Genomic DNA, 5197 nt, shown 5'->3' with positions numbered 1-5197 from the left:
CCGCCCGCCGTGTGGTGCAGCTTCTCGCGCAGGTGCGCGACGAGCACGGTGTGGAGCTGCCCGAGATCGACCTCGGCGGCGGCCTCGGGATCGCGTACACCTCCGAGGACGATCCGCGCGAGCCGCACGACATCGCCAAGGCGCTCAGCGACATCGTCACCCGTGAGTGTGAGTCCGCCGGGCTGCGCACACCGCGTATCTCCGTCGAGCCGGGCCGCGCGATCGTCGGGCCCACGGCCTTCACGCTCTACGAGGTCGGCACCATCAAGCCGCTCGAAGGACTGCGTACCTATGTCAGTGTGGACGGCGGCATGTCCGACAACATCCGTACGGCCCTGTACGACGCCGAGTACAGCGTGGCGCTCGTCTCGCGGCGCTCCGACGCCGAGGCGATGCTGACGCGCGTCGTCGGCAAGCACTGCGAGAGCGGCGACATCGTCGTACGGGACGCGTTCCTGCCCGCCGATCTGGCGCCCGGGGATCTGATCGCCGTGCCCGCCACCGGCGCGTACTGCCGCTCGATGGCGAGCAATTACAACCACGCGCTCCGGCCACCCGTCGTCGCCGTCAAGGACGGTGGGGCCCGGGTGATCGTCCGGCGCGAGACGGAGGAAGATCTTCTGCGTCTCGACGTCGGAGAGTGAAATACATGTCTCGCAATCTGGACAGAGGGCAGAAAGCCCCGTCCGGTGAGTGAGACTGGTTCGGATTCCTGCTTGAAAAGGCTGTGATGGATGAAAGGCGTAGGTCGGATGATGCGTACGCGTCCGCTGAAGGTGGCGCTGCTGGGCTGTGGCGTGGTCGGCTCAGAGGTGGCGCGCATCATGACGACGCACGCCGACGACCTCACCGCCCGGATCGGTGCCCCGGTGGAGCTGGCCGGAGTCGCCGTACGGCGCCCGTCCAAGGTCCGTGCGGGCATCGATCCCGCCCTGATCACCACCGATGCCACCGCCCTGGTCAAGCGCGGCGACATAGACGTGGTGGTGGAGGTCATCGGCGGGATCGAGCCCGCCCGTACGCTCATCACCACCGCGTTCGAGCACGGCGCCTCCGTCGTCTCCGCCAACAAGGCGCTGCTCGCCGAGGACGGTACGACGCTCTACGAGGCCGCCGAGCGGCACGGCAGGGACCTGTACTTCGAGGCGGCCGTCGCCGGTGCCATACCGCTGATCCGGCCGCTGCGCGAGTCCCTCGCCGGTGACAAGGTCAACCGCGTCCTCGGCATCGTCAACGGCACGACCAACTTCATCCTCGACCGGATGGACTCCGCGGGCTCCGGCTACTCGGAGGCGCTGGACGAGGCCACCGCCCTCGGTTACGCCGAGGCCGATCCGACCGCGGACGTCGAGGGCTTCGACGCCGCCGCCAAGGCCGCCATCCTCGCCGGGATCGCCTTCCACACCCGGGTCCGGCTGGACGACGTGTACCGCGAGGGCATCACGGAGGTCACCTCCGCCGATCTGGCCTCCGCGAAACAGATGGGCTGCACGGTCAAACTCCTCGCCATCTGCGAGCGGGCCGCCGACGGCCGCTCCGTCACCGCCCGTGTCCATCCGGCGATGATCCCGCTCAGCCATCCGCTGGCCTCCGTGCGCGAGGCGTACAACGCGGTCTTCGTCGAGGCCGACGCGGCCGGACAGCTCATGTTCTACGGTCCCGGCGCCGGCGGCGCACCGACCGCCTCCGCCGTACTGGGCGATCTGGTCGCCGTCTGCCGCAACCGGCTGAGCGGCGCCACCGGCCCGGGCGAGTCCGCGTACACACGGCTTCCCGTGAGCGGTATGGGCGAGGTCGTCACGCGCTACCACATCAGCCTCGACGTCGCCGACAAACCTGGCGTACTGGCCCAGGTCGCCACGGTCTTCGCCGAGCACGGCGTATCCATCGATACGGTGCGCCAGAAAGGCCGCCAGGACGGCGACGGCGAGGCAGCCCTCGTCGTCGTCACCCACCGCGCGCCCGACGCCGCCCTCTCCGGGACCGTCGAGGCGCTGCGCAAGCTCGACACCGTGCGCGGTGTCGCCAGCATCATGCGTGTTGAAGGGGAGTAAGGGACCCATGACCAGCATCGGCACCCAGCGGGGCACCCACCAGTGGCGCGGCATCATCGAGGAGTACCGGGACCGCCTCCCGGTGACGGACACCACGCCGGTCGTCACGCTCCGTGAGGGCGGTACGCCGCTCGTCCCGGCGCAGGTGCTGTCCGAGCGCACGGGATGTGAGGTTCATCTCAAGGTCGAGGGCGCCAACCCGACCGGATCCTTCAAGGACCGTGGCATGACCATGGCCATCACCCGGGCCAAGGAGGAGGGCGCCCAGGCGGTCATCTGCGCCTCCACCGGCAACACCTCGGCCTCGGCCGCCGCCTACGCGGTACGGGCCGGCATGGTCTGCGCCGTACTGGTGCCGCGGGGCAAGATCGCCCTCGGCAAGATGGGCCAGGCCCTGGTCCACGGTGCGAAGATCCTCCAGGTCGACGGCAACTTCGACGACTGTCTGACACTGGCGCGCTCGCTCTCCGACAACTACCCGGTGGCACTGGTCAATTCGGTCAATCCGGTACGTATCGAAGGTCAGAAGACCGCCGCGTTCGAGATCGTGGACGCGCTCGGCGAGGCGCCGGACATCCATGTGCTGCCCGTCGGCAACGCCGGCAACATCACGGCGTACTGGAAGGGCTACACCGAGTACGCCGCCGGCGGCATGGCGGCCCGTACCCCGCGTATGTGGGGCTTCCAGGCCTCCGGCTCCGCGCCCATCGTGCGCGGCGAGGTCGTCAAGGACCCGCACACCGTCGCCACCGCGATCCGGATCGGCAACCCGGCGTCCTGGCGGTACGCGCTCGCCGCGCGCGACGAGTCCGGCGGCTTCATCGACGAGGTGACGGACCGGCAGATCCTGGCCGCCTACCGGCTGTTGGCCGCCCAGGAGGGTGTCTTCGTGGAGCCCGCCTCGGCCGCCTCCGTGGCCGGTCTGCTCAAGGCCGCCGAGGAGGGCAAGGTCGACGCCGGCCAGCGCATCGTCTGTACGGTCACGGGCAACGGTCTCAAGGATCCGGACTGGGCGGTCGCGGGAGCGCCGCAGCCGGTGACCGTGCCGGTCGACGCCACTGTCGCCGCACAGCGCCTCGGTCTGAGCTGACGCCACCGCCCGGCACCGCCCGCTCGCCGCCTCAAGGGCGGCAAGGCCGACAAAGGCGCACAGGAGGCACGCGACACGCATCGTGCGCCTCCTGTGCGCCCTATGTCGCCATACAACCTTCCTTCGATAGGCTGTACCCAACCCGCCCCGCCGCATATGCCGCGGTGTTGTCGCCCCCGTGGCCCCCGGGCGTTCCGCATGTCCTCGAACATCTCGCAGTCGCCCCACACCACCGTCATAGCCAGCACAGTCCCCAGCACGCAGTCACGCCGTCACAAGGAGAGTCGTCAGAGCGATGGCCGGTCCCGCGTTCCGCGCCGCCGCCGTACGGGTGCGCACCCCCGCCACCAGCGCCAATCTCGGTCCGGGCTTCGATGCCCTGGGTCTGTCGCTGGGGCTCTACGACGACGTGGTCGTCCGCGTCGCCGACTCCGGCCTGCATGTCGACATCGCCGGTGAGGGCGCGGAAACGCTGCCCCGGGACGAGAGTCATCTGCTTGTACGCTCCCTGCGCACGGCCTTCGACCTGCTCGGCGGACAGCCGCGCGGTCTGGAGGTCGTCTGTGCCAACCGCATTCCGCACGGTCGGGGCCTGGGCTCCTCCTCCGCCGCGATCTGCGCGGGCATCGTCGCCGCCCGCGCCGTGACCATAGGCGGCGACGCCCGGTTCGACGACGCGGCGCTGCTGGAGCTGGCCACCGAGATCGAGGGACATCCCGACAATGTCGCGGCCTGTCTCTACGGAGGATTCACACTGGCCTGGACGGACGGCGGAGCGGCGCGCGCCATCAGGATGGATCCCGCCGATTCCATCGTTCCGGTGGTTTTCGTCCCGGACAGCCCGGTGCTCACGGAGACGGCCCGCGGCCTGCTGCCGCGTACGGTTCCGCATGTGGACGCCGCCGTCAACGCCGGCCGCGCGGCCCTGCTCGTCGAGGCGCTGACCAGGCGTCCCGAGCTGCTGTTCCCGGCCACCGAGGACCGGCTCCACCAGGACTACCGGACACCGGCGATGCCGCAGAGCATCGCCCTTGTCAACCGACTGCGCGCGGACGGCGTCCCCGCGGTCATCTCCGGCGCGGGCCCCACGGTGCTCGCGCTGGTCGAGGACGGTGCGGCCGACAAGGTCGCACGGCTCGCGGGCGAGGGATGGGCGGCCAACCGGCTGGCCCTCGACGCCGCGGGCGCGAGCGTACTGCCGCTCGGCTCTTAGTCGCACAAGATTGCCGGTGAGTGAGAGGGGGAATGTTTGTTGGAGCCGGTAGTGTTAACCTCAAGTCTGCAACCGACGTCTTTTAGGCGCGGTGCTTCGTGTCCCGTTTCGGGGCCAACCTTCTTCCGGGAGCCTCCCCAACTGCCTGAGCAGCCTGCCTGAGCAGTTTTGAGCACGCACCGGAACCGGCACGACACCCCCCGTTTTTTCCTAGCGGAGGGCCGAGCAGGGGGACCTCGGGCCGGACCCATCGCACGTATGCATGTTTCTCCGCCGTACCCGGCGGGACCACCGCCCCGGCACGGTCCACAGGATGGGACCGCAGTCGGACAGCACAACCGGTCGCCGAGCCAGAAGGCCGACGTCCGCTCCAGGGAAGGACCCTTCGTGAGCGACACCACCGATCTGATGGGCGTGACTGCCGACAACAGTGTCGACGCCACCGCGCCCGCCGCAGGTGCTGCCACTGGCACCACCGCACGGCGCCGCCGCTCCGGCACCGGCCTTGAGGGCATGGTCCTGGCCGAGCTGCAGCAGGTCGCGTCCGGCCTCGGTATCAGGGGCACCGCGCGGATGCGTAAGAGCCAGCTGATCGAGGTCATCAAGGAAGCGCAGGCCGGCAGCCCGTCCGCCGCCAAGACCGCCGAGGCGGGCAGCGCCGACGCCGAGACCAAGCCGAAGCGGCGCGCCACCTCCAAGGCCCGTACGGGTGAGGCCGTGGCCGCCGAGGAGAGCGCGGGCGAGGCCGAGAAGGCCGTGGCCCCGCAGCAGATCGACATTCCCGGCCAGCCCGCCAGCGACGACCAGCCCGCGGGCGAGCGCCGTCGCCGCCGGGCCACC

General features: G+C 70.2%; 4 protein-coding genes and 1 pseudogene. All 5 read left to right on the top strand.

Annotated elements, in window-relative coordinates:
* Positions 1-644: pseudogene (locus tag GA0115259_RS19410) on the top strand (diaminopimelate decarboxylase); the annotation flags it as partial.
* 108 nt (positions 645-752) lie between these two features.
* The gene (locus GA0115259_RS19405) at positions 753-2054 is read left to right on the top strand and encodes a homoserine dehydrogenase (protein WP_176732595.1); all 1302 of its coding nucleotides are present in this window, start codon (positions 753-755) and stop codon (positions 2052-2054) included.
* A 7-nt stretch (positions 2055-2061) separates the two neighbouring features.
* Positions 2062-3144 carry a threonine synthase gene (gene thrC, locus GA0115259_RS19400; protein WP_093598614.1) on the top strand — a complete coding sequence of 361 codons (1083 nt, stop codon included), beginning with the start codon at positions 2062-2064 and terminating at the stop codon, positions 3142-3144.
* A gap of 295 nt (positions 3145-3439) precedes the next feature.
* Entirely contained in the window at positions 3440-4357 is a 918-nt protein-coding gene (gene thrB, locus GA0115259_RS19395; protein ID WP_093598611.1) for a homoserine kinase, read from the top strand.
* A 387-nt stretch (positions 4358-4744) separates the two neighbouring features.
* Positions 4745-5197, top strand: a 453-nt coding sequence (locus tag GA0115259_RS19390) for a Rho termination factor N-terminal domain-containing protein (RefSeq protein ID WP_176732594.1), incomplete at its 3' end; no start/stop codon positions are given.

It is taken from the genome of Streptomyces sp. MnatMP-M17, assembly GCF_900091995.1.
GTDB lineage: Bacteria > Actinomycetota > Actinomycetes > Streptomycetales > Streptomycetaceae > Streptomyces.
The sequence above is the reverse complement of the archived record's forward strand: the minus strand, read 5'-3'. Positions and strand labels throughout refer to the sequence as shown.